Annotated in this window: 21 protein-coding genes; 19 read left to right on the forward strand and 2 right to left on the reverse strand. The window is 61.0% G+C overall.

Annotated elements, in window-relative coordinates; genetic code table 11:
- Positions 1-106 precede the first annotated feature (106 nt).
- From GMET_RS04530 to GMET_RS04580, 11 genes are all read left to right on the forward strand, one after another.
- Positions 107-1,582, forward strand: coding sequence for an AAA family ATPase (locus GMET_RS04530; RefSeq protein ID WP_004513935.1), 1,476 nt, complete (start codon positions 107-109; stop codon positions 1,580-1,582).
- A 121-nt stretch (positions 1,583-1,703) separates the two neighbouring features.
- Positions 1,704-2,864, forward strand: a complete 1,161-nt coding sequence (locus GMET_RS04535; protein WP_004513936.1) for an MFS transporter — start codon at positions 1,704-1,706, stop codon at positions 2,862-2,864.
- A 92-nt stretch (positions 2,865-2,956) separates the two neighbouring features.
- Positions 2,957-3,409, forward strand: coding sequence for a surface-adhesin E family protein (locus GMET_RS04540; protein WP_004513937.1), 453 nt, complete (start codon positions 2,957-2,959; stop codon positions 3,407-3,409).
- Between the two features lie 346 nt (positions 3,410-3,755).
- Positions 3,756-4,973: a hypothetical protein gene (locus GMET_RS04545; RefSeq protein WP_011365742.1), complete on the forward strand. Its 1,218-nt coding sequence runs from the start codon at positions 3,756-3,758 to the stop codon at positions 4,971-4,973.
- A 15-nt stretch (positions 4,974-4,988) separates the two neighbouring features.
- Positions 4,989-5,768 (forward strand): cytochrome c, encoded by a 780-nt coding sequence (locus GMET_RS04550; RefSeq protein WP_011365743.1) that lies wholly within the window; start codon positions 4,989-4,991, stop codon positions 5,766-5,768.
- 24 nt (positions 5,769-5,792) lie between these two features.
- Positions 5,793-7,988 (forward strand): OmcA/MtrC family decaheme c-type cytochrome, encoded by a 2,196-nt coding sequence (locus tag GMET_RS04555; protein ID WP_004513940.1) that lies wholly within the window; start codon positions 5,793-5,795, stop codon positions 7,986-7,988.
- 584 nt (positions 7,989-8,572) lie between these two features.
- Positions 8,573-9,784, forward strand: a complete 1,212-nt coding sequence (locus tag GMET_RS04560) for a hypothetical protein (protein WP_004513941.1) — start codon at positions 8,573-8,575, stop codon at positions 9,782-9,784.
- A 15-nt stretch (positions 9,785-9,799) separates the two neighbouring features.
- On the forward strand, positions 9,800-10,486 hold the full coding sequence (locus GMET_RS04565) for a hypothetical protein (protein WP_004513942.1): 687 nt from the start codon (positions 9,800-9,802) through the stop codon (positions 10,484-10,486).
- 29 nt (positions 10,487-10,515) lie between these two features.
- Entirely contained in the window at positions 10,516-11,988 is a 1,473-nt protein-coding gene (locus GMET_RS04570; RefSeq protein ID WP_004513943.1) for a hypothetical protein, read from the forward strand.
- 99 nt (positions 11,989-12,087) lie between these two features.
- Positions 12,088-12,543 carry a hypothetical protein gene (locus GMET_RS04575; protein ID WP_004513944.1) on the forward strand — a complete coding sequence of 152 codons (456 nt, stop codon included), beginning with the start codon at positions 12,088-12,090 and terminating at the stop codon, positions 12,541-12,543.
- Between the two features lie 63 nt (positions 12,544-12,606).
- A complete protein-coding gene (locus GMET_RS04580; RefSeq protein WP_004513945.1) occupies positions 12,607-12,948 on the forward strand; it encodes a YajD family HNH nuclease in 342 nt (113 codons plus the stop codon).
- Between the two features lie 72 nt (positions 12,949-13,020).
- Here the strand turns inward: GMET_RS04580 and GMET_RS04585 are convergent, their stop codons facing one another.
- The gene (locus GMET_RS04585; protein ID WP_004513946.1) at positions 13,021-13,911 is read right to left on the reverse strand and encodes a phosphoribosylaminoimidazolesuccinocarboxamide synthase; all 891 of its coding nucleotides are present in this window, start codon (positions 13,909-13,911) and stop codon (positions 13,021-13,023) included.
- A gap of 40 nt (positions 13,912-13,951) precedes the next feature.
- Positions 13,952-15,538, reverse strand: coding sequence for a peptidylprolyl isomerase (locus tag GMET_RS04590; protein ID WP_004513947.1), 1,587 nt, complete (start codon positions 15,536-15,538; stop codon positions 13,952-13,954).
- 210 nt (positions 15,539-15,748) lie between these two features.
- On the opposite strand from GMET_RS04590, the gene GMET_RS04595 reads away from it, so the two are divergent.
- The 8 genes from GMET_RS04595 (at position 15,749) to GMET_RS04630 (ending at position 23,175) form a co-directional block, all read left to right on the forward strand.
- Positions 15,749-16,783 (forward strand): rod shape-determining protein, encoded by a 1,035-nt coding sequence (locus GMET_RS04595; RefSeq protein ID WP_420794816.1) that lies wholly within the window; start codon positions 15,749-15,751, stop codon positions 16,781-16,783.
- 173 nt (positions 16,784-16,956) lie between these two features.
- Positions 16,957-18,024, forward strand: a complete 1,068-nt coding sequence (locus tag GMET_RS04600) for a glycosyltransferase family 2 protein (protein ID WP_011365745.1) — start codon at positions 16,957-16,959, stop codon at positions 18,022-18,024.
- Between the two features lie 70 nt (positions 18,025-18,094).
- Positions 18,095-18,664 carry a D-sedoheptulose 7-phosphate isomerase gene (locus GMET_RS04605; RefSeq protein ID WP_004513950.1) on the forward strand — a complete coding sequence of 190 codons (570 nt, stop codon included), beginning with the start codon at positions 18,095-18,097 and terminating at the stop codon, positions 18,662-18,664.
- Positions 18,661-19,608 carry a hypothetical protein gene (locus GMET_RS04610; protein WP_004513951.1) on the forward strand — a complete coding sequence of 316 codons (948 nt, stop codon included), beginning with the start codon at positions 18,661-18,663 and terminating at the stop codon, positions 19,606-19,608. The genes GMET_RS04605 and GMET_RS04610 overlap by 4 nt, the downstream gene beginning before the upstream one ends.
- A 39-nt stretch (positions 19,609-19,647) precedes the next feature.
- Positions 19,648-21,120, forward strand: coding sequence for a D-glycero-beta-D-manno-heptose-7-phosphate kinase (rfaE1, locus tag GMET_RS04615; protein ID WP_004513952.1), 1,473 nt, complete (start codon positions 19,648-19,650; stop codon positions 21,118-21,120).
- The gene (gene gmhB, locus GMET_RS04620; RefSeq protein ID WP_004513953.1) at positions 21,107-21,685 is read left to right on the forward strand and encodes a D-glycero-beta-D-manno-heptose 1,7-bisphosphate 7-phosphatase; all 579 of its coding nucleotides are present in this window, start codon (positions 21,107-21,109) and stop codon (positions 21,683-21,685) included. The genes rfaE1 and gmhB overlap by 14 nt, the downstream gene beginning before the upstream one ends.
- Positions 21,686-21,794: 109 nt before the next feature.
- Positions 21,795-22,703: a glucose-1-phosphate thymidylyltransferase RfbA gene (gene rfbA, locus GMET_RS04625; RefSeq protein ID WP_004513954.1), complete on the forward strand. Its 909-nt coding sequence runs from the start codon at positions 21,795-21,797 to the stop codon at positions 22,701-22,703.
- Entirely contained in the window at positions 22,687-23,175 is a 489-nt protein-coding gene (locus GMET_RS04630) for a dTDP-4-dehydrorhamnose 3,5-epimerase family protein (RefSeq protein WP_004513955.1), read from the forward strand. Before rfbA ends, GMET_RS04630 begins: the two co-directional genes overlap by 17 nt.
- Positions 23,176-23,218: the final 43 nt, after the last annotated feature.

Raw genomic sequence — 23,218 nt, forward strand, 5'->3', positions numbered from 1 at the left:
AGGGGCTTTTTGTTTCCGGAAACTCGTCCCCAGTGGCGGCAAAAGTGGTATTTGTACGGTACACTGTCTAATTAGAGATGTATTGGCATTCACATGGGGGGGACTTGTGGAAAATCTCACCGTAACAGGTCTCGTGCGCCTCATCGGAGCCGGGGCCACCATGATCTACGTGGTGACCGACAACGAACGGCGGACCGAGCAGATCGCCACCCAGGCGGCGGCCCGGCTCAAGGGGGCCGGCTCTCCCTACGTCTGGACCTGCACCGAGGGCTTCAGCCGCGACGGCGCCGTGGTGGAGGGGATCGACGATCCGGTGGCGGCCGTCGGTTTCGCCTTGGCCCAGCCCGGACCGCTTCTCTTTCTCTTCAAGGACCTTCCCTGGTTTTGGGGAGACAACCCCTATCTCATCCGTGCCCTGAAGGATTTCGCCATGCGCGCCAAGGCGAAGGCAATCGTGGTCCTCGGCCAGCAGGAGGGGATTCCGGCGGCGCTTCGCGAGGAGTTTGTCATCCTCCAGCAGGGGCTTCCGGCCATGGAGGAGATCAAGGCCTTCTTCGAGCAGGCGAGGGCGCGGGACCCCCAGTTGGCCCAGGCGTGCCAGGAGCGGCCCGGCCTTCTGAACGATCTGGTGGTGGCGGCCCAGGGGCTCGACCTTCTGGATGTGGAGCGGGGAATGCGGGGAGCCCGTGCCGCCGGGGAGGCGGGGGGCGAGGGGCTGGTCCGCTCCATTTTCGAGACCAAGCGGGCCATCATCCGCACGGGCGGCATCATGGAGTTCGTGGCGAACGACGTCACCCCCGACCAGGTGGGGGGGATGGAGAACCTGAAACAGTGGATGGCCCGGCGGGAGCAGGCCTTCGGCCTGGAGGGTATCTCCTCGGGGGCGAACCTCCCCAAGGGGGTGCTCATGATGGGGATCGCCGGGTGCGGCAAGTCGCTCTTTGTGAAGGCCATTGCGGCCACGTGGCGGCTGCCGCTCATCCGGCTCGACATGGCGGCGGTCTACGACGGGAGCTACGGCACCCCCGAGTCGAGCCTCCGCAAGGCCTTCAGGACTGCCGAGGCGGTGGCCCCCTGTGTCCTCTGGATCGACGAGATCGAGGCAGGGATCTCCACCCAGGGGTTCAAGGCGGAAGGGGGGCCGGCGTCCCGCATCCTCGGCTCGTTCCTCACCTGGATGCAGGAGAAGCGGGCCCCGGTCTTCGTGGCCGCCACCGCCAACGCCATCGAGATGCTCCCGGCCGAGATCATCCGCAAGGGGCGCTTCGACGAGATCTTCTACATCGGGCTCCCGGAAACGAAGGGGCGGGAGGAGATCTTCCGCATTCACCTGACGCGCCGGAAGATTGGCCTGAGCGCCTTCGACGTGCCGCTCCTGGCCGGTTCCACCAAGGGGTTCTCCGGGGCCGAGATCGAGCAGGCGGTACAGGCGGCCGCCTTCGAGGCCCTTACCGGCAAGCGCCCCATGACCCAGCAGGACCTCATGGCCGCCATCAGCCGCACGGTTCCCCTCTCCGTCACCATGGCGGAGCAGATCAAGAAGATCGAGGCCTGGGCCTTCAAACGGGCGGTTCCGGCGTAAAGACAGGGACCAGGGACCAGGAACCGGGGACCGGCAAAACCCTATCTTTCCGGTCTTTACATTTTCGCCTTTCCTGGTCCCTGGTCCCCGATCCCCGGTCCCGGCTTTTCCGAGGTTTTGAATGTTTAGAGGCATCTCCGGCAATGTCCTGATTTTCGGGCTGGTAAGCTTCCTCACCGATGTGTCGAGCGAGATGATCTATCCGCTCCTCCCCCTCTTCCTCACGACGGTCCTCGGGGCGGGGCCGGCGTTCCTCGGGCTCATCGAGGGGGTGGCCGAGTCGACGGCAGCGTTCCTGAAGCTGGTGTCAGGGATCCTTTCCGACCGCGTCCGGAGCCGCAAGGGGCTGGTGCTCGGCGGGTACGCCCTGTCGAGCCTTGCCCGTCCCCTGGTGGCGGCCGCCACGGCTCCATCGGCGATCCTCGCCATCCGTTTCGCCGACCGGGTGGGGAAGGGGATACGCACCTCGCCCCGCGACGCGCTCATTGCCGATTCCACCGATCCCGCCTTCCGGGGCAAGGCCTTCGGTTTCCACCGGGCCATGGACCACGCCGGAGCCCTCGTCGGTCCCCTCATCGCCACGCTTCTCCTTGCCTGGTTCGTGAAGGATCTGCGGACCGTTTTCTGGCTCGCGGCCATCCCGGGGTTCCTGGCCGTTGTCCTCATCATCTGGAAGGTGCGGGAGACGGCGCGGGTCCGCACCGGCGACGGCACCTTTCTTCGCATCGTCCCCCATGGCGATCTCCGGCGATTCCTCCTGATTCTTTTTCTCTTTACCCTGGGGAACTCATCCGACGCCTTCCTCCTCCTGAGGGCCGGCGAACTGGGTGTCACCCCAGCCCGCATTCCCCTCCTCTGGGCCTTCTTCCATCTCGTCAAAATGGCCGGGTCCACTCCCTTCGGCGCCCTGTCGGACCGGATCGGACGCCGCGGCGTGATCGTCGTGGGGTGGGGGGTCTATGCCCTTTCCTACGGAGGATTCGCCCTGGCCGAAACCGAGGTGGCCTGCTGGCTTCTCTTCGCCTTCTACGGGCTCTTTTACGCCATGACCGAAGGTGCCGAGAAGGCGCTCCTGGCCGACCTCGCCCCATCCCGGGAGCGGGGGAGCGCCTTTGGCTGGTACAATTTCGCCGTGGGGGCGGGGGCGCTTCCGGCAAGCCTTCTGTTCGGCGCCGTCTGGGAGAAGGCGGGAAGAGTGGCTGCCTTCGGCTTCGGGGCGGCGTTGGCGGCCCTTGCGGCCGTGCTGCTCCTCTCCCTCGTGAGGGCCCCGGCGCGGGAATGAATAAGGGGGTGGCTTGACAACGCAAAGCTTGCCTTTATCATTCTTCATGACGTTTGCTTCAGGTAAGTTCAGGGAAACGGAAGGGATTTTCAATGAAAAGATCATGGGGAATATGGGCGCTGACGGCAGCACTGACCATCATGGCCCCATCGGCGGTTCCGGTTTCTCCGGCATATGCCGCCGACGACCAGTGGGTGCTCCTCGACGAGGATCCCTCCACCTCCCGCTACTATTATGACACGACCTCCATCGTCCAGGATGATGAAGATAGTGTCACCGTCCGGACCAAGGCGGTCTACACCGCAGAGGGGAAGGCCGACGCCCTTGACACCATCGGTCATCCCAAGGGGTTCGAGGACCTGGCCGACACGAATTTTTACTACACCATCAACTGCTCCGACGACATGAGCCGGCTGGAAAAGGTTGTCCACCGGGACAGCACGGGGAGGACCATCAAGGAGTACCTCCTCGCCGGCAAGACTCCCTGGGAGCAGATCGAAGCGGATACGCGGATGAGCCTTCTACGGGATGCCGTCTGCGACTGAGGTTTACGGTTGCTATTCCATGCTCGCGTCGTTTGAAGCGACGGATATGTGTGGGAGACAGGTTAGGTATTCAATTGCTGTTTCTATGACGTATTCATGTTCCTTCCTGGCTGTATTTGACCTTCCTTAAGATTTTTCTCCCTCTGCTGCAATTACCGTTCTGTTGTCAAACCGCTGTCCTTGACCTGTCGAGGGGTTCCGGGCGCCGGCGCGCGTCTTATTGTTTTGCCCATCAAGGTACCGGCTACAATCGGAGAGCGGACCCCGGAACAGAGGAGGTGAGAGAGATGACCCGGGGGGCGCACAAGGTGATGTTGCTGATTTTGTGAGAAAGGAGGTCCACTGAATGGGAATCAAATGGTTTACCCACATTCTCCTGCTTGCGGGTGTCGTCAGTGCTTCAACCGGTTTTGCGGCCCAGATCAACGGCAGGAGCTCAACGCAACTGATCTGGTTCAATGATTACTACTCCGGGCGCCAGGTGGAGCTGGTGGAGTATCTGCGGCTTTCCGTGACGAAGATCGACGAGGCCGGCAAGTTCTCCCTCTACGGTTACGGCCGCGGTTCGCAGGATCTGAACAACGGCGACGGACTGAACGGCAGACTCTACTATCTCTATGCCGACTACCGGGGGCTGTTCGACAAGGTCGACTTCAGGCTCGGCCGGCAGTTTGTGAACAATTCCGCCGGGACCGCCCTTGTCGACGGCGGTCAGATCGACCTGAGAAACATCGGCCCCATCGGGTTCAACGTCTTCGGCGGCCGCGACGTCGTTTTCGGGATCAACGGCGAGGCGGGGCACAGCGGAAACTACGCCATGGGGCTGTCGGCGTACCTTTCCGGATTCAGGAATACCGACCTGGACGTGAGCTGGTTCCGCAAGTGGGATGACGGTGACGTCTCCCGCGATATCCTCGGCGCCTCGTTCAAGCAATACCTTTTCAACCGCCTGAAGCTCTATGGCAACGCCCGGTACGACGTGACGGCAGAGGTCTTCAACGAAGTGCTGGGAGGGGTCAAGTATTTCCCGATGGCCAACCTCATCTTTACCGGCGAGTGGTATCAGAGCTACCCCACCTTCGACACCACCTCGATTTACTCGGTCTTCGCCGTTAACCGCTACCAGGAGGGGGTCTTCCGGGTCGACTACACGATCAACGACATGATCGCCGTCAACGCCGGGTACAGCCGTCAGGACTATGGCGATGACGGCATTGCCAACGTGTACGAACTGGGGTGCAGGCTCCATCCGATCAGCTCCGTGGAGATCGGGCTCGCCTACGATAAGCGCAATGGCTACGGCGGCAAGCTCGATGGCGGCCAGCTCGATGTGGCCTGGGACGTCACGAAGGGGCTCCAGCTCAGCGGCGGACTCACCTACGACGTCTACCAACGCGACTTCTATCTTGACGGGAGCAGTCGCGAAACGGCCCAGAAATACTGGCTGGGGGGCAAGTACAAGCTTGCCAGGAATCTGCAGGCGTCTCTGCGTGTGGAAGACGCCATCACCGCGCGGGACGAAAGCGATATCAACGGCCGCTTCGTTCTGGACTACGATTTCTAGAAAGGGGGGATACCTGTGAGAAAATGGCTGATGTTCACTATGCTGCTGGCCATGGCGGCACTTTACTCACGGCAGGCGACAGCCGAACGCAAGGAAAACCACAAGGATTACGCCTCGTCGTCCATTGCAGAGTGCAGCAGTTGCCACAAGGGCGAAGGGGTAGCCCCCAACCACGATTCCGACTGGGTGCGGGGACACCGCCTCGTGGCGCAGAAGCCGGGGAGGAATTGCAACGACTGTCACGATCAGGCGTTCTGCCTCGATTGCCACACCGGCGGCGGTATCGACACCTCACCGTCCAACCAGACCTTCCGGCGCGACTACAAGCCGAAGAGCCACCGCAGTGATTTCCTCGAGATCCACCCCATCAAGGCAATGGATAATCCCCAGAGCTGCACCCGCTGCCACTCCGAGCAGAAATTCTGTATCGAGTGCCACGAGCGGTTCCGGGCGAACGATCTTCAGTTCCAGTCCCATCGCCGCCAATTCAGCGACATTCAGCTCTCGAACGTCGGGCCCAAGCACGAAGGCTTCTCGGCGACCCAGTGCCAGAGCTGCCATCCGGGCGGCATGCTCCCGACCCACAAATGGTCGGCCGACCATGCCGTGGAGGCACGCCGGAACCTTCAGGCCTGCCAGACATGCCACAGCGAAGGGGATGTCTGCATGAGGTGCCACAGTGCCCGTACCGGTCTCAAGGTGAGCCCCCATCCGCGCAATTGGGATTCGGTCAAGGGGAACTACCGGGACAAGAGCAACGGCAGAAGCTGCGTCAAGTGCCATGACCATTTTTAGCCCCCAGTGAAAGGAGAGTAGCGTATGTACGGTAACTCAGTACGGAGACTGCTGCTGGGCGTCTGCCTCCTTACCGTGGCCGCCATGCTGTACGGCTGCGGCAGCAGCAAGAAAGAAGGCGCCGGAGCGGGTACCGCCCAGGCAACGCCCACCGGAAACATCCAGTCAAGTGTCCAGAGCGTGAACACCAGCGGCCCACTGCCGGTGGTCACCTTTACCCTTTTTGACGAAAACGGGAATCCGCTCGATCCGACCTCGCTGCCCGCCAACAGCGTCCGCTTCACCATGGCGCAGCTCGGTGCTGACGGCTACTACAAAAACTACATTCCCACCACCACGGCGACGCAGCCGGGGTACGACTCCGGCGGGACTTTCGCCACCGTGAGCCCGGGAATCTATACCTACACCTTCAAGACCGACATCAAGGACCCCACCAAGACCCTGGGGAACCTGGCGTTCGATCCGACGCTGACCCACACCGTTGCTGCCCAGATTACCCGGACCGTGACCTCCGTCAGCGGCACGTCGTTCCAGCAGGCGAGCAACCCGTACCTGAACTTCAGGCCCGACGGCGGTGCCGTGACTGCCACCCGGGAAGTCGTCTCCATCTCGGCCTGCAACGAGTGCCACGGCAGCCTCGGCCTCCACGGCGGCGGGCGGCGCGATATCGCCCTCTGCATCGTCTGCCACTATCCGGGGGTAATCGATCCGCAGACCGGCAACTCCGTCGACATGAAGGTGCTGATCCACAAGATCCACATGGGAGAAAAACTCCCGAGCGTGGCTCAAGGTGTGGGCTATGCAATCATCGGCTTCGGCAACTCCTTCAACAGCTACTCCACGGTCGGCTATCCGTTCATCTCAGGGGACTCCCGGATCACCGGCACGCCGATCGAATGCACCAAGTGCCACAAGCAGGGTACTGACTTGGTTGGTCGTACCTTCGGCAAGGACGTGGACAAGTGGAAGGGTGCCCCGAAGATCGCCAACTGCACCACCTGCCACGACACCACCACCTTTGACGGAAGTGCCACGCTCACGGTGAACAATCCCCGTTCGGGCGACACCGCCCCCAACCCCGTCACCATCACATCAGCACCGCACTCCGGTGGTAATGCCACCGATGCAGTCTGTGCCGGCTGTCACATCGATTCCACGCCGACCGATCAGTACACGCTCTCGGTTGTCGGGGCTCACACTATCCTGGAGAAGGCCCCATCCTACTATACCGGCATCAACTTCCAGATCATCAACGTTGCCAACGCCACTGCCGGAAACGCGCCGACGGTTACCTTCAAGATCACCAAGGATGACGGTACCGCCATCTCTCCAGCAGCTCCGTCGAGCTTCAGCCTCAAGTTCGGCTACTTCACCCAGCTCGACTATCTGAACAACGGCCTTGCCAACTACGGACAACCCCTCAGCCAGGCCACGACAGCGGCAACGGCCAACGGCGACGGCAGCTACACCATCTCCTTTGCCACCCCGATTCCGGTGGCCCTCACCGCGGGGGTGGGGGTGATCGGCCTTGAAGGGCGTATCCCCTACACGACTCCAAAGGGGACCTATAACGTCGGCGGCACTGCGGTCCAATGGTATTTCAACCTTGCCAACGGTGCCCGGATAACTGATCAGTCCCTCCATCGCCGGAAAGTGGTCTCGGTTGAGAAGTGCAACGCCTGTCACAGCCGCCTATCGCTCCACGGTGCCAACCGGGTGAACAGCATCGAAGAGTGCGTCATCTGCCACAACCCGAACGCCACCGACAAAGGGAGACGGGTCGGCGGACCGTTCCTTGACGGACTTGCCGAGCGGACTATCAACCTCAAGGATATGATTCACTCGATCCATACCGGCGAAGAGCTCAGTGTCAAGCCGTACGTCGTCTACGGTTTCGGCAATACGCCCAACATCTTCTCCCACGTCCGCTATCCGAACGACCGGCGGATCTGCACCGCTTGCCACCTCGACGGGACCTTCGGTCTGCCGCTGCCGACCAACGCCCTCGGCACCACCACCGCCACCGGCGCGAACCCCCTGGACAACAGCGATGACACCAAGATTCAGCCGATTACCGCGGCATGTACGTCGTGCCATGACGGCGCCGGCACCGCAACCCATATTGCGGACAAGGTTGTCGGCGGTGCCGAAACCTGCGTCCAGTGCCACCGTACCGGACTGCTTGTGGGGCCGGACTTCGCCCACACTCCTGTGCGGTAGCGTCCACGCCTACCTGAAGTAGCGAAAAAAGCCCCGGAGCAATCCGGGGCTTTTTTCGCCCGCCAAAGCCTCATATCTCCCCTCGCAGGCTTGTCAGGGTTGAAGAGCAATTTTTGTCAGGCACTGTCAAAAAATATAATGTATTTAGACATTTGACTTCTTTGATATAGAGTTATTGCAATAAAACTATAAAGTTCTAGTGACGAACGTTCCTGATCTATTCTCTTTGGCCAAAGTGATGGGTATTATTATCGTTTTAGTGTTGTTTCCCCCTCTGCCCCTTTCAACCATTCCTGAGCGCAACCTCTCCTTGTCGAACAATCGTTTAAATTCTCATTCTGTCTGTGTGAACGTGGCGTCGTTTTTGCTTCATTAATAACTGAGTGCCGGCGAGCGGTCATTTTTTTGTCTACTCGTGTAAATTAGCGGCCTGCACCTTGGTTGCAACGCAGGGCGGCTGTTGAACGGAACATTCAGCTTGAATCGATTCAAGAGGGCGAACACCGGATCGAAGGAGGTGAGAGGGGCCAACCGGGTTCGCAAATTGTGATGTTGCAGATTTTGAGAGAAAGGAGGTCCACTGAATGGGAATCAAAGGGTTTACCCGCCTGCTCCTGCTGGCCGGCGTCCTCAGCGCATCGAGCGGTCTTGCGGCCGAGATCCACGGCAGAAGCTCGACTCAACTCTCCTGGTTCAACAACTATTATAACGACAAGAAACAGGTTGAGCTTGGTGAGTACCTGCGCCTGTCGGTCACGAACCTCGACAAAGAGGGAAAGGCCTCGATCTACGGTTACGGTAGGATCACTCAGGACCTGAACAACGGCGAAGGATTCAACAGCAGGCTCTACTACCTCTATGGCGAGTATCGCGATCTGTACGACAAGGTCGACATCCGGCTGGGACGGCAGTTTATCAACCAGGCAGCGGGATCGGCCATTATCGACGGCGGCCAGATTGATCTCAAAAATGTCGGTCCCGTCGCATTGTCCGTGTACGGCGGTCGCAACGTCATCTTCGGCCTGGACAACGAGTCCGGTCACGGCGGCGATCTCGCTTTTGGCGCCGCTGCCTACCTTCAGGGGTTCAAGAATACCGATCTTGAGGTGAGCTGGCTCCGGAAGTGGGACCAGTGGGACATCGCCCGCGACACCCTCGGGGCGAGCTTCAAGCAGTACCTGTTCAACAGTGTCCGGCTGTACGGCAACACGAGATTCGACCTGGTTTCGGAAACATTCAACGAAGTGCTTGCAGGCGTTAAGTACTATCCGCTCAGCAACCTGGTCTTCACCGGCGAGTGGTATCAGAGCTATCCGACCTTCGACACTACGTCGATCTATTCGGTTTTCGCCGTTGACCGCTACCAGGAGGCGGTTTTCCGCGCCGACTACACCTTCAATGACATGGTATCCGTCAACGGCGGGTACACCTCCCAGTGGTTCGGGGAAGGCGGGCGTGGTCATATCTATCATCTCGGGACCGGCGTGCGGCCCTTCGAGCCGCTGCTGATCAATGTCGAGTTCGACAACAACCAGGGCTACAACGGCAAGACCAACGGCGTTCTGGTCGATGCATTCTATGATGTAACAAAGAGCCTTCAGGTAGCCGGCGGCCTCGGCTATGACGTCTACAAGCGTGATGTCATGAACAACGATGAGATCGCCCGGACCTACTGGCTCGGCGGCAAGTACAAACTGGCCAAGAGCATGACCGCCTCGCTGCGCGTGGAAAACAACGTGAATGCCAGGTACGAGAACGACACGCAAGGACGCTTCGTCTTTGACTACGATTTCTAGAAAGGGGGAGAATCCGTGAAGAAATGGTTAATCGCACTACTGCTCCTCGCGGCGTCGACCTTCTCAGTTCAAATGGCGTTGGCTGACAAGATGTCGCACAAGGAGTACGCTTCGACCCCCATCGCCGACTGCAATTCGTGCCACAAGGGAGAGGGGGTTGCCCCGAACCATGACACGGACTGGCTCCGTGGGCACCGGGTTCTTGCCGGCAAGGCGGGAAGCAACTGCTACCAGTGCCACACCCAGCAGTTCTGCCTCGACTGTCACAAGGGGGGCGGGATAGATGCCAAGCTGTCGACCCGCAACTATCAGCGTGACTATGTACCCAAGAGCCACCGGACGGATTTCATCAGCATCCACCCGATCAAGGCCCTGGACAATCCCCAGAGCTGCAACCGCTGCCACGAGCCGTCCTACTGCAACGAGTGCCACAGCCGGTTCCCGAAGGGGTCCCTGCGGATCAAGTCGCACCTGAGGAGCGGCACCACCCAGACTTTCATCTGGAACAGCGAGCATGCCACCGAGGCCCGCAGGAACCTCCAGTCATGCCAGACCTGTCACCCTGACGGCGATGTCTGCCTGAAATGCCACGCCACCAGCGGCAAGGGCGGTACCGGCATCAGCCCGCACCCCAGAAACTTTAAGGGTGGCAACATCATCGATCGTAGCGACCGGTCCTGCCGGAAGTGCCACACCCTCTAGTCTCACACCACAACAAGGAGGTATGCCACATGAAGTTGTCTAAAAGTCTGACTCTTTTGCTGGGAACAGCGGCCATGGTTGGCCTGTACGGCTGCGGTAGCAGCAATCGCGAAAGCGCCATCGATCAGCAGAGTGCTTCCTTCCAGGCGTCGGCTGGCTGTATCAGCTGCCACGCAACGAACAAGACCTCACCGGTCACCGGTGCCCTTATCGTTGAAGAGTGGAAAAAGTCTGCGCACAACACCAGATCCGGCGCAGCCTGTACCGACTGCCACACCAACAGCGGTCACCCTGACGGCGGCACTATTGTTAAAGCAGTTCAGGATACCCAGTGCGCCACCTGCCACACGGTCGCATCGCTGGCATATCCGCACTTCGCCAACTACACCACCAGCCTCGCGGCCCAATACGTGAGCCAGACCGATGCCGCCGGCGTGCAGTGCCGCCAGTGCCACAATCCCCACGATACAACTTCTCTTATCCAGTACAACAGGGACTGGGCTGAGTCAGGCCATGGCAGTGTCGAGTATGTAGCTGGTAACGCCAGTGCCAGCAGCGTCAACTCCCACTATCCCTGGACGACAGCCAGCCGTGACGCCTGCGCCAAGTGCCATACAACTTCGGGTTACAAGCACGTCATCGCTGGTGGTACTGCTCCGTTCCTGAGCAATAACAAGAAAAACGAAGCCATAATGTGTTCGGCCTGCCATAGCGACTACAGCTGGGCAAGGCGTACTCCGGGGGCACAGACCCTTGAGTACACCTATGCAGCTGCCGCCATCACACTGGATGATGCAGGGGACTCCAATCTTTGTCTCGTATGTCACTCTGGCCGCGGCAATATGCAATCCGCAAGGCCGACGAGAAATGGCTCTACATTCCACCACGCTGTTGCCGGCGCAGTATTGTTCAGCGCGAAGACCCACGTTGGTTATGAGTTTGCCGGACAGAATTATGTGTATGCTGGCTTTAAACATGACACTATTGGCATGACTGATGGTTCCGGGCCGTGCGTCAGTTGTCACATGAAGAGCACAAAGGGTCACACCTTCGGTGTCGTAACGAAGGATTCCAATGGTGCAATCACTGCAATCAACACTATCGCTACCTGTAATGCCTGCCATGCCGGTACATATGCCTTGACCCCGGCAAAACTCGAAGAGGAGTCGGCCGGTTACCAGCAAGCCGGCAACTTGCTGAAAGCCAAACTGACGGCCAAGGGGATCGTAATTCCGTCTAGTGGCACCACTGCTTATATCGCAGGTCTTGCAGCCAACGACTACGGTGCATGGCAGAACTCGTTCCTTACTTCAGACGAGCCGGGCGGCTACGCCCACAATCGTAAGTATGTCAAGCGTTTGATTTTCGACTCCCTGGATTGGCTTGATAACGGCACATTCGATGGCACCATCACTCTCAGTCCTGCCGATGTTGCGGCATATCCAGAAGCAGCTGCCTGGTTTAGGGCCGACGCAACAACAGGCGTGGCAGCCCGTCCGTAACTTCTGCCATATCCTGCATAAAAAGCCCCCGCTTCGGCGGGGGTTTTTTTGTGGTAGTCTATTACTTGCCTTTGGGCAAATACACTACGGAGGACTTCCATGAAAAAAATCGTTCTGTTCCTGCTTGCGCTGACCTTCACTGCTACTGCTGCCCTGGCTGCCGGTGGTCTTGACTACTTTCTCGGCAACCTCAACGTGCAGGCCCGTGCCGACATGAGCGGCTTTGCCGGCAGGCTGAGCGCCCAGTTCGGCGTGCCCGGCGTTCAGGTGAGTGCCACCCTGGGCACGGTGAAGGAGCCGGCCGATGCCTTCATGATCTACCAGTTGGGCCAGATGACCCATCAACCATACCAGAGGGTACTCCAGACCTATCAGTCCAATCGGGGAAAGGGATGGGGCGTGATTGCCAGAAGTCTCGGCATCAAGCCCGGTTCGGCCGAGTTCCACGCCCTCAAGAGGGGAGATTTCGCCCTGACCGGAAGGCCGGGCAGCACGTGGGAGCAAAGGGATGACTACGGCAAAGGGAAGGGAAGAGGGAAGGGGCACAACAAATAGAGAAGAAAAGGGGGATCGTCCCTCTCTATTTTGAAAAGGCCCATTTGCCGGGAAGTGAAAGCCATGGGACAGACGTTTAGACCCCGCCGATCGGGAAAGCCGGCCGAAAAGAGCCAGGCAGAACTTGACGAGATGGTGCGGCGGATGCGGGGGGAGCAGAGCGCTTCCGGCAGCTACCGGGAGCAGTCGTTGAAAATCCACGGCTGGATCTGCGCCAAGTGCGGCCGCGAGTTCGATCTCGCAAACCTCCATCTCCTCACAGTGCATCACCGGGATGGGAACCATCTCAATAATCCCCCCGACGGGAGCAACTGGGAGAATCTCTGCGTCTGGTGCCACGATGACGAGCACAGCCGCGGGGTGCTGGGGGATTACCTGAACGACGGCGAATCGCGGAGGAAATGAAAAAAGCCCCGGCCTGAAAAGGTCGGGGCTTTCGTGTGTCGGGAGCGTACCGGTTTGAATCGGAGTTGGCGATTACTTCCCTTTCCCCGTGAGCCGCACCAGGGCCTCCATGTATTTTTCGCCAGTCTTCTTGACGATCTCGGCGGGGAGCGGCGGGGCCGGAGCGGTCTTGTTCCAGTCGAGGGTCTCCAGGTAGTCCCGCAGGAACTGCTTGTCGAAGGAGGGCTGCGCCCCGCCCGGCTTGTAGCTGTCCTTGGGCCAGAAGCGGGATGAGTCGGGGGTCATGCACTCGTCGATGATGATCAGTTCGCCGTTGTAAATGCCGTATTCGAACTTGGTGTCGGCAATGATGATCCCCTTGGCGTCGGCGATGTCCCGGGCCCGCTTGTAGATGGCGATGGTGACGTCGCGCACCTTCCCGGCCAGTTCCTTCCCCATCATTTCGACCATCCTGTCGAAGGAGATGTTCTCGTCGTGGGTGCCGAGCTCGGCCTTGGTGGAGGGGGTGAAGATCGGCTCCTCCAGCTTGTCGGATTCCACGAGCCCTGCCGGGAGCTTGATGCCGCAGATGGAACCGGTGGCCTTGTAGTCCTTCCACCCGGAGCCGGAGATGTAGCCCCGCACGATGCACTCCGCCGGGAGGGGGTTCGCCTTCTTGACCAGCATGGAGCGCCCTTCCAGGTCGGCGGCGTACTTCTGGCACTCGGCCGGGAAGTCCTTTACCTCGGTGGAGATGATGTGGTTCGGGATGATGTCCTCCATCTGGCGGAACCAGAAGGCGGAGATCTGGGTGAGGACGTACCCCTTGTCCGGGATCCCCTCGTTCATGATGACGTCGAAGGCGGAAATCCGGTCGGTGGTAACGATCAGCAATGCTTCGCCCAGGTCATAGATGTCGCGGACCTTGCCGCGGGCCACAAGCTTCAGATCGGGGAAGTCGGTTTTGAGGACCAGGTTTGCCATGGCTCAGTCTCCTTTTTCGTAAATCGTGTGATAGTGCCCGCTACTGATCCTTGAGGGCAGGGTTGATCTCGATCTTCGCCTTCGCGCGCAGCTCCTTGAGCCACTTCTGCAACTCTTCCTCCTGCTTTTTCGGGAGGAGTTCCTGCTTGATCTTTTCCTTCTCGGCCGGGAAGGCGGCAGCGTTCAGCTCGGTGCGCTCCTTGAGCCTGAAGGCGACCCAGCGGTTGCCGATCTTGACGGGAGCCTGGGGGGCGGGGGCCTTGTCGGTCAGCGTGAAGGCCGCTTCCATGAGTTCGGGCGATGTCCCGATCACCGGAACGTTCCCCTTGGCGTCAAAGGCAAAGCTTCCGGTCTCCTGCAGCTTGAGGCCGGCCGTGTCTCCCTTGGCGAGCTTCGCCTGGGCCTCCTCGGCCTTCTTCTTGGCGAGTTCCACCGCCCTGACGGCCTTGGCCCTTTCTTCGACCTTCGCGCGAATCTGGGCCAGCGGCGGCACGTCGGAGGGTTTGCGCTCCTTGAGCTTCAGGATGTAGATCCCCTTGGGGGTCTCCACCGGGCCGCCCAACTCATTCTGCTTGAGGAGGAATGCCCGCGTGAGCACTTCTTTCTCGCCGGCCAGGGCCGGTGCGGGAGCTTTTGCGGTAAAGAGCGGGGTTTCGCTGACGGCCACTCCCAGTTCCCGGGCCACGGCGGCCAGATCCCCTGCGGTCTTATGCTTGTTCACGGAGGCAGCGGCAAGCTCGTAGGCCTTCTGACCCGCATAGAAACGCTGGGCGTCGGCCTTCACCTGCTCCTTGACCTCGGCCAGGGGGAGGATGCCTCCCTTGCCCTGGTAGCGGTCGATGTTCTTCTGGTACCAGGACTGGATGTCGGCCTCGGTAACCTCCACCTTTCCTGCTAGCTTGGCCGGGTCGGCCAGGACGTAGGAGACGCTTATCTGCTCTGGAGTCTTGAACTCATTCTGGTTCTTGGCGAGGAAGTCGGTGAGTTCCTGGTCGGAGAGTTTGATCTCCCCCTTGAGCTCTTCCGGCGAAAAGGAGGTGAACTGGAGATTGAGCCGGTCGTTCCTTTTTTTGTAGAGCTGCCGCGCCGCATCATCGGTGACCTGGACCTTCGCCTTGATCTGGTCCTGGGCCTTTTTCACCATGAGCTCGTCCTTCTGGCCCGCCTCGAACTCCTTGGGAGCGAGCCGGTTCGCCTTGAGGACGGCGAAGTACTGGGCGGAGTCAAAGGCGCCGTTTTTCTGGAACGCGGGGATGGCGGCGATGGCCTTCTGCACCTCTTCTTCGGATACCTTTACCCCCATGTCTTTGGCGGCCTTCCGCAACAGCGCCGCATCGATGAGGGAGTCCAGGGCCTGTTTCTTCAGGTTGAGCTGCTTCTCCACCTCGGGAGTGAGGGCCGGACCGTAAATCTGGGTGTAGATGTCGCGCAGACGGTAGTAGGTTCGCTGGAATTCTTCGTAACTGACCTTGGTGCGATCCACCTTGACGGCATAACTCGACGGGGTGAGTCCCCCGTCACCCTTGCCCCAGACAAGAAAAATGGTGCCGATGAAGCTGAGGACGATGAGGCCGAAGACCACCTTGATGACGATGGACTGCTTGTACTTTCGCATGATGCCGAGCATTCGCGAGGACTCCTTTGCGTGAGGGAAATCGGTGCCGTAACCCCTGAAACAACGGGTTCGCATAGTACTATAACCTGCCTTGCAAAAGCAACATTGAATACTCCCGGTCAAGCTTTTCCCCCTTGCATGCCCAGGGGGTTTCTGCTACGATGCAACGCTTCGAAAAAGCTCACTTTCGCGCACTATGAAAGGGATTAGCGCATGCTTAAAATATTCGACGCCCTCTTCGGTCTTTTCTCGAACGATCTGGCAATTGACCTCGGAACAGCCAATACTCTCGTCTACCTGAAGGGGAAGGGTATTGTGGTCCGCGAGCCGTCGGTGGTTGCCGTGCAGAAGACGAACAGCGGCCAGCAGAAGGTGCTTGCCGTCGGCATGGAGGCCAAGAAGATGCTCGGCCGGACACCGGGAAGCATCACCGCCATCCGCCCCATGAAGGACGGGGTCATCGCCGACTTCGACATCACCGAGGAAATGCTCCGCTACTTCATTCACAAAGTCCACAACCGCAAGACTCTGGTCCGGCCGCGGATCGTCATCTGCGTCCCTTCGGGGATCACCCAGGTGGAGAAGCGGGCCGTCAAGGAGTCTGCCGAGTCCGCAGGCGCCCGGGAAGTCTACCTCATCGAGGAGCCCATGGCGGCTGCCATCGGGGCGGGGCTGCCGATCACCGAGGCCTCCGGCAACATGATTGTCGACATCGGCGGCGGCACCACCGAGGTGGCGGTCATCTCCCTGGCAGGCATTGTCTACACGAAGAGCGTCCGGGTGGGTGGCGACAAGATGGACGAGGCGATCGTCCAGTACATCAAGCGCAAGTACAACCTCCTCATCGGCGACCGGACCGCTGAACTCATCAAGATCGAGATTGGCGAGGCTTACTCCATCGGGGACGTGCGTCCCATGGAGGTGAAGGGGCGCGACCTGGTTTCCGGTATCCCGAAGACGGTGGAGATCAATTCCGACGAGATCCGCGATGCCCTCTCCGAACCGGTCAATGCCATCGTGGATGCGGTGAAGATCTGCCTCGAACGGACCCCGCCCGAGCTTGCCGCCGATATCGTTGACAAGGGGATCGTGTTGGCCGGCGGCGGGGCCCTGCTCCGCAACCTGGATGCGCTGCTCCGCGAGGAGACGGGACTACCGGTCGTGACCGCCGAGGATCCCCTTTCCTGTGTTGTTCTCGGTTCCGGCAAGGTCCTCGACGAACTCAACCTCCTTCGCCGGGTTGCCGTCTCGTCCTGATTCGACCCCTGTCCGCCGTGCGGGAGAAGCGCCGCGGACAGGCCCGTTATAAGAAGCCGCATGGATGACGCGTCGCCGGGAAGAACTGACTTCCCCGTCGACAGGCCGTCCATGCGGTTTGCTCGTTTTCCGACCCGCAGTTCACCATGCTACCCGCAGGCGTGACGATTCCCATGACACCCTTCACTGTCGACATACTCATTCCCATCTGGAACCGGCCCGTTGAAACTCGCAACTGCCTGGTCACCCTCATGGAGACCACCCCTTCCGCCCGCCTCATTCTCATTGACAACGGCAGCGACCGGGAAACCGAACGGCTTCTGGAAGAGTTCTCCGAGATTCTCGGGGAGCGTGCGCTCTTCCTGAAGACCAGCGCCAATCAGGGCTTCGTCAGGGCAGTGAACCGCAGTCTCGCCCAGGTGGAAGCTCCCTATGCGGTCGTTATGCAGAACACAACCCTGGTGACAAGGGGGTGGCTGGAGCCGATGGTGGAGTTGGCCGATTCCCGCCCCGATGCGGGTATCATCGTGCCGCGCCTGGAGCTTGAGGACGGACAGGGGCGAAGGCCGAAAGCCGCGCCACCTGCCGGGCCGGTCACCGAGGTGTCCCATGGGTCCTTTGCCGCCTCCATGGTTCGGAGAGAGCTCGTGGAACGCCAGGGGGGCTTCGACGAAGAGCTCGACGGTGGTCCCTGGTGCCTCAGGGACTATTCCCGCCGTGCCTTCAGAAACGGGTTTCTGACCTTAGCCCTCGATGGGGCCGTGGTGACCTATGCCGAAGAGGTTCCCCTCGGCTCCGTTGCCCGGAGGGAGGAGACCGTCCGGCGGAGCGCCGAAACGTGCCGCGCCCGGTGGGGACGGGAGGATGCCTTTTGCATCTATTTCCCCAAGGATGCCGAGCCCGAAGCGGTTCATGGGAAGCTCGACGTCATCCTCCGGGGAGCCCGCATGGGGCAGTGCTTTACCCTCATTCTCCACCCGGGGCTCCACAAATCCCTCATGGAAACCGGCCACGCCCCCCTTCACAGCAACATCGCCCTGGCGCCTCTTCCCCGCTTCTTCGCCACCGGTGAAATTCGCAAAATCATCGGGAAACTTGCTTCCGTTCGCGGCGATACGGTAACGGTCGCCGGCGTCGACGGCCTCTCCATTCCAGGGGTGGAGGGGGCCAGGTCCTTCAGCTGGCTTGCGGATGAAATCCGGCGCCGGCACGAGTCCCTGTACCGCCCTGAATCCCCTTGAGTGAAACCGGGTGACACCTCCGGGCGATTCGGATAAATTTGAAGATCATACAGATTTCCAGGAGGATGCAATGAATGAGGAAATCATGACCCAGCTCCGGTCCCACCGGGAGGTGATGGAGGCGGTGGAACGGGAGCTGACGCCGCGGATCGCCGCCTTTGCCGGGATGCTCGTTGCCGCCCTGAAAGGCGGGAAGAAGCTCCTCGTCATGGGGAACGGAGGCTCTGCCGCCGATGCCCAGCACTTTGCCGCCGAGATCGTCGGCCGCTTCAAGATGGAGCGCCGGGGGTTGCCGGCCGTGGCCCTCACCACCGACACCTCGATCCTGACCGCCATCGGCAATGATTACGGCTTCGACGCCGTTTTCCGCCGCCAGGTGGAGGCCCTGGCCGACGAGGGGGATGTGGTTGTCGGCCTTTCCACGAGCGGTTCGTCCCGGAACGTGTACGACGCCCTCGCCCTTGCCAATGACCGGGGGTGCATCACCGTGGGGCTCCTGGGGCGCGACGGCGGGACCCTCAAGGATATCGTCGATCTCGACGTCACCGTTCCGAGCGGCGATACCCCCCGTATCCAGGAGGGGCACATCACCATCATCCACATCGTCTGCGATCTCGTGGAGAAGGGGTTGTTCAAATGAAATACCGTCCCGTCGACCTTTCGGGAGTTTCCACCTACCCCCTTGCCGAGCGGAAGAACAAGGTGAGCATCAAAAACGACTTCGCCGGCCCGGTTTCCGCGGGGATGAGCGTTGCCGACCTTATGGGCTCGCTGCCGCGGCAACTGGGAGGAGAGGCCCTCATCGGGGTTGCCGATGCCGTGGCTGATGCCCGGGCCAAGGGAAAGCCGGTCATCCTCGCCATGGGCGCCCACGTAATCAAGTGCGGCCTGCAACCGGTGCTGAAAACGCTCATCGAGGCCGGCGCCATCACGGCGGTGGCCCTGAACGGCGCCGGTTCCATCCATGATTACGAACTGTCGCTCATCGGTGAGACCAGCGAGGACGTGGGAGCGGTTCTCCACTGCGGCACCTTTGGTATGGCAGAGGAGACCGGCCGTGACATCAACCGGGCCCTGAAGGAGGGAATCGCCCGGGGGATGGGATACGGCGAGTCGGTGGGGCGTTTCATCATCGACAACGGGAACCCCTTCCGGGAGTGGAGCCTCCTGGCCACCTGCGTGGAGCGGGATATTCCCGTCACGGTCCACGTGGCCCTCGGCACCGACATCATCCACCAGCATCCGGCCGCCGACGGCGCGGTCATTGGCGAGGCCACCTTCCGGGACTTCCGGCTTCTCACCTCTGTGGTGGCCGATCTCGGCGACGGCGGGGTCTACCTCAACGTGGGAAGCGCCGTGCTGCTCCCCGAGGTCTTTCTCAAGGCCCTCTCCATCGCCCAGAACCTGGGGCACCACGTGGATCACTTCTCCACCGCCAACTTCGACATGCAGCAGCACTACCGCCCCCTCCAGAACGTGGTGAAGCGTCCCACATCGGGAAAGGGGCGCGGCTACACCGTAACCGGCCACCACGAGATCATGCTTCCGCTTCTGGCCGCGGCGATCTTGGACCGGTTGAACTGAACGAGGGGCGCCCTGAGGGCGCCCTTGGAGAGAGGACGCATGGAACGCAAAAACGTCGAATCGCTCTTCGCCCATGCCCGGGATATCAACGCCCTTGTCATCGGCGACCTGATGCTTGACGAGTACCTCTGGGGAAGGGCCGAGCGCATATCCCCCGAGGCCCCGGTGCAGGTGCTCGACGTGACCCGGGAGGAAGTCCGCATCGGAGGCGCCGGCAACGTGGCCAACAACCTGGTGGCCCTGGGGTGCCGGGTGAGCGTCGCCAGTGTCGTGGGGGGAGACGAGAACGGCACGATCCTTCTCCATGCATTCTCCGGCAAGGGGGTCGACGTGTCGGGGGTTTTTGAGGACCCGCAGCGGACCACAAGCCGCAAGACCCGCGTGGTGGCGGCCAACCAGCAGATCGTCCGGATCGACCGGGAGTCCCGCGATCCCATCGGGGCCGGTTACGAGGAGAAGATCGTTGGTTTCCTCCGGGAGCAGGGAAGCCGGTTCAATGTGATCCTCATCTCCGATTACCTGAAGGGGGTACTCACCCCGACGCTTCTGGCCGCGGTGATCGCCGTTGCCCGGGAGCGGAAGATACCGGTGGTGGTGGATCCCAAGGGGAACGATTACACCAAGTACCGGGGCGCCACGCTCCTCACCCCGAACCGCAAGGAGGCCGAGGCAGCGTCGGGGATCGCCATTCGCGACGAGGCGAGCCTTTGCAGGGCCGGCGAGCGGCTTCTGGCAACGGCCGACCTCACGGCCCTCGTCATTACCCGAAGCGAGGAGGGGATGTCTCTCTTTCTGCGCGACGGCGGCGTGGTCCACATTCCCACCTTCGCCCGGGAGGTGTTCGACGTGACCGGCGCCGGCGACACGGTGCTGGCAATACTGGGGCTGGCCCTTGCCTGCGGGGTCGGATTCGCCGATGCGGCAGGGCTCGCCAATGTGGCGGCGGGGATAGCGGTGGGGAAGGTGGGAACCTCCACGGTGTCGCCCGCCGAGGTTATCGGCTCCATGGGGTTCCAGCACTCCGACAGCGATGCCAAGATCAAGAACCTGGACGGCCTGGCCGGGATCATCGAAGCGGAAAAGGCGAGGGGGAAGAAGATCGTCTTCACCAACGGTTGCTTCGACCTCCTCCACGTGGGGCACGTAAAGTATCTCCAGAAGGCAAAAAGCTATGGCGACGTTCTGGTGCTGGGGCTCAACAGTGATGCCTCGGTCCGCCGGCTCAAGGGGGAGAAGCGTCCCCTCATCGACGAGGCCGAGCGGGCCCACATCCTGGCGGCCCTCGACTGCATCGACTACGTGGTTATTTTCGACGAGGACACCCCGCTGCGCCTCATCGAAACCCTGAAGCCGGCGGTCCTCGTCAAGGGGGGAGACTATACGCCGGAAGGGGTCGTGGGGAAGGATGTGGTGGAGTCCTACGGCGGCAGGGTCGAGCTCGTGACCTTCGTGGATGGCCGCTCCACCACGAACATCATCGATAAGATTCTGAGGGCCTATGGTGAGGAGTGAGGAGGGCCGCGCGGCCGTCTTTCTTGACCGGGACGGCACCATCAACGTGGAGAAGGAGTACCTCCACCGGGCCGAGGAGTTCGAGTTCGTCCCCGGGGCGCCGGAAGCGATCCGGCTCCTGAATGAAGCCGGATTTCTGGTGGTGGTGGTGACCAACCAGTCGGGGGTTGCCCGCGGCTACTACGACGAGGCGGCGGTCCACCGTCTCCACCGCTTCGTGGACAACGAGCTGGCAAAGGCCGGCGCCTCCATCGACGCCTACTATCTCTGCCCCCATCATCCCCGCCACGGCATCGGCCCATACCTCACCGAGTGTGCCTGCCGTAAGCCCCTTCCCGGCATGCTCCTCGCCGCGGCACGGGATCTGGGCATAGACCTTGCCCGCTCCTGGATCGTCGGCGACAAGGCGGCCGACGTGGAAGCGGGTATCGCCGCCGGCTGCCGCCCCCTGCTGGTCAGGACCGGCTACGGTATTTCGGAGGCTGGACAGGTCCCCTCTGACGTGACGGTCTGCGACGACCTCCTTGCCGCGGCCCGGGTGATTCTGGCAAGAACCCAAGAATGATGGACAGCCCCAGAAGGGGGGAGTTACGGTTTGACGCTCTTTTCCCTGCTGTGCTATAACCGCTTGTCAGAAGGACCATTTTGATTCAATCCCCGGTATGGAGTTCGTAATGGCCATCAAGAAGGGTATCATCCTCGCCGGCGGCGCCGGCAGCCGCCTCTATCCCCTTACCCTCGTTGCCAGCAAGCAGTTGCAGCCGGTCTACGACAAGCCGATGATCTACTATCCCCTGGCCACCCTCATGATGGCAGGGATCAGTGACATCCTCATCATCTCTACCCCCCATGACACCCCCCGCTTCCAGTCGCTCCTCGGCGACGGCTCCCGCTGGGGGATCCGGCTCACCTACAAGGTGCAGCCCGAGCCCAAGGGAATTGCCCAGGCATTCCTGGTGGGGGAGGAGTTCATTGCCGGCGATCCGGTCTGTCTCATCCTCGGCGACAACATCTTCTACGGCAAGATGGGGCTCGACCGGGCCATCCGCGATTTCGCCGGAGGCGCCCTTGTCTTCGGCTACTACGTGAACGACCCCGAACGGTACGGGGTGGTGCAGTTCGACGGTTCCGGCAAGGCCATCGGCATCGAGGAGAAACCGGCTGCCCCCAAGAGCAACTACGCCGTGCCAGGGCTCTACCTCTACGACGGGAAGGTTTCTGAGATCGCCCGCAATCTTGCCCCTTCCGCCCGGGGGGAGCTGGAGATCACCGACGTGAACCTGGAGTACCTGCGGCGGGGCGAACTCATGGTGGAAAAGCTCGGCCGGGGAATCGCCTGGCTCGACACCGGCACCCACCAGAGTCTCCTGGAGGCATCCCACTTCATCGGCACCCTGGAGGCCCGGCAGGGTCTCAAGATCGCCTGTCTCGAAGAGATAGCCCTGAGGATGGGGTATATCGACTGTCGCAAGATGGCGGAGGTGATTGCCGCCACTCCCAACTCCTCGTACCGGGAATACCTGGTGCGGGTCCATAACGAAACAAACCTGTGCGGAGGGCATGACGATGCAAAACTTTCCTGAGTTCAAGAAAGGGAAGATTCACGATGTAGCGGTGCGCCCCTTGACGAAATTCCTCGACGAGCGGGGGTGGCTCGCCGAACTGTTCCGCAGCGATGAAACCGATGCTGCCACCATGCCGGCCATGGCCTATCTCTCCATGACCCAGCCGGGGGTAGCCCGGGGACCCCACGAGCACGTGGACCAGACCGACTGGTTCTGCTTTATCGGTCCCTCCAACTTCAAGGTCTATCTCTGGGATGCCCGGCCCACCTCTGCCACTTTCGGGGTCAAGCAGACCATCTATGCCGGCATCGATGCCCCCCTTGCCATGATTGTCCCTCCCGGCGTGGTCCACGCCTACAAGAACGTCGGCGGAGAGAACGGGATCGTTTTCAACGCGCCGAACCGTCTCTATGCCGGCGAAGGGAAGAAATCGCCGGTGGACGAGATCCGGCACGAAGAGGTGGAGGGGTCTCCCTTTACGCTCGATTGATCAAGGACGTCACAGCCGTTGCCCTTGATCGGCGATATGCCGA

Origin of the sequence: Geobacter metallireducens GS-15, from assembly GCF_000012925.1 — a bacterium.
Taxonomy (GTDB): domain Bacteria; phylum Desulfobacterota; class Desulfuromonadia; order Geobacterales; family Geobacteraceae; genus Geobacter; species Geobacter metallireducens.

Coding starts and splice junctions, on each gene's coding strand:
- GMET_RS04535 (WP_004513936.1), top strand. CDS start 1,704: ATGTTTAGAGGCATCTCCGGCAATGTCCTGATTTTCGGGCTGGTAAGC.
- GMET_RS04540 (WP_004513937.1), top strand. CDS start 2,957: ATGAAAAGATCATGGGGAATATGGGCGCTGACGGCAGCACTGACCATC.
- GMET_RS04545 (WP_011365742.1), top strand. CDS start 3,756: ATGGGAATCAAATGGTTTACCCACATTCTCCTGCTTGCGGGTGTCGTC.
- GMET_RS04555 (WP_004513940.1), top strand. CDS start 5,793: ATGTACGGTAACTCAGTACGGAGACTGCTGCTGGGCGTCTGCCTCCTT.
- GMET_RS04560 (WP_004513941.1), top strand. CDS start 8,573: ATGGGAATCAAAGGGTTTACCCGCCTGCTCCTGCTGGCCGGCGTCCTC.
- GMET_RS04570 (WP_004513943.1), top strand. CDS start 10,516: ATGAAGTTGTCTAAAAGTCTGACTCTTTTGCTGGGAACAGCGGCCATG.
- GMET_RS04575 (WP_004513944.1), top strand. CDS start 12,088: ATGAAAAAAATCGTTCTGTTCCTGCTTGCGCTGACCTTCACTGCTACT.
- GMET_RS04580 (WP_004513945.1), top strand. CDS start 12,607: ATGGGACAGACGTTTAGACCCCGCCGATCGGGAAAGCCGGCCGAAAAG.
- GMET_RS04585 (WP_004513946.1), bottom strand. CDS start 13,911: ATGGCAAACCTGGTCCTCAAAACCGACTTCCCCGATCTGAAGCTTGTG.
- GMET_RS04590 (WP_004513947.1), bottom strand. CDS start 15,538: ATGCTCGGCATCATGCGAAAGTACAAGCAGTCCATCGTCATCAAGGTG.
- GMET_RS04600 (WP_011365745.1), top strand. CDS start 16,957: ATGACACCCTTCACTGTCGACATACTCATTCCCATCTGGAACCGGCCC.
- GMET_RS04605 (WP_004513950.1), top strand. CDS start 18,095: ATGAATGAGGAAATCATGACCCAGCTCCGGTCCCACCGGGAGGTGATG.
- GMET_RS04610 (WP_004513951.1), top strand. CDS start 18,661: ATGAAATACCGTCCCGTCGACCTTTCGGGAGTTTCCACCTACCCCCTT.
- rfaE1 (WP_004513952.1), top strand. CDS start 19,648: ATGGAACGCAAAAACGTCGAATCGCTCTTCGCCCATGCCCGGGATATC.
- gmhB (WP_004513953.1), top strand. CDS start 21,107: ATGGTGAGGAGTGAGGAGGGCCGCGCGGCCGTCTTTCTTGACCGGGAC.
- rfbA (WP_004513954.1), top strand. CDS start 21,795: ATGGCCATCAAGAAGGGTATCATCCTCGCCGGCGGCGCCGGCAGCCGC.
- GMET_RS04630 (WP_004513955.1), top strand. CDS start 22,687: ATGCAAAACTTTCCTGAGTTCAAGAAAGGGAAGATTCACGATGTAGCG.